Origin of the sequence: Holdemanella sp. DFI.5.55, assembly GCF_020593575.1 — a bacterium.
GTDB classification, from domain to species: Bacteria; Bacillota_I; Bacilli_A; order Erysipelotrichales; family Erysipelotrichaceae; genus Holdemanella; species Holdemanella hominis.
Genome location: NZ_JAJDMK010000203.1, coordinates 1 through 478 on the forward strand (window position 1 = coordinate 1; position 478 = coordinate 478).

Genomic DNA, 478 nt, shown 5'->3' on the forward strand with positions numbered 1-478 from the left:
GCATAGTCAAACTCAACACCTTGTCCAATACGAATTGGTCCTGAACCTAACACAACGATTTTTTTACGATCTGTACGTTCAGATTCATTTTTATTATCATAACTTGAATAGAAGTATGGAGTTGCACTCTTGAATTCACCCGCACAAGTATCTACCATCTTATATACTGGCGTGATTCCATTTTCTTTACGCAAGTTATATAAATCGAATTCTTTCATTTCCCAGTTACGTGCAATGTAGCTATCCGCAAAACCATATTTCTTTAATTTACGCAAAACTTCAACATCTTTGGGATTTTCCATCATTAGCTTTTCTAAACTGATAATTCTTGACAAGTGACACAAGAAGAAATCATCCATTTTCGTCACATTATGAATGGTTTCCATATCATATCCATTGCGAAGCCACTGTGTAACCGCAAAAATTCTTTCATCATCACACTTCTTGATTTTTTCAAGTAATTCTTCTTTCGTTAATC

Annotated in this window: 1 pseudogene; it reads right to left on the reverse strand. The window is 34.3% G+C overall.

Annotated elements, in window-relative coordinates:
- Positions 1 to 478 (reverse strand): annotated as a pseudogene (locus tag LJE08_RS13810) (carbamoyl-phosphate synthase large subunit); the annotation flags it as partial.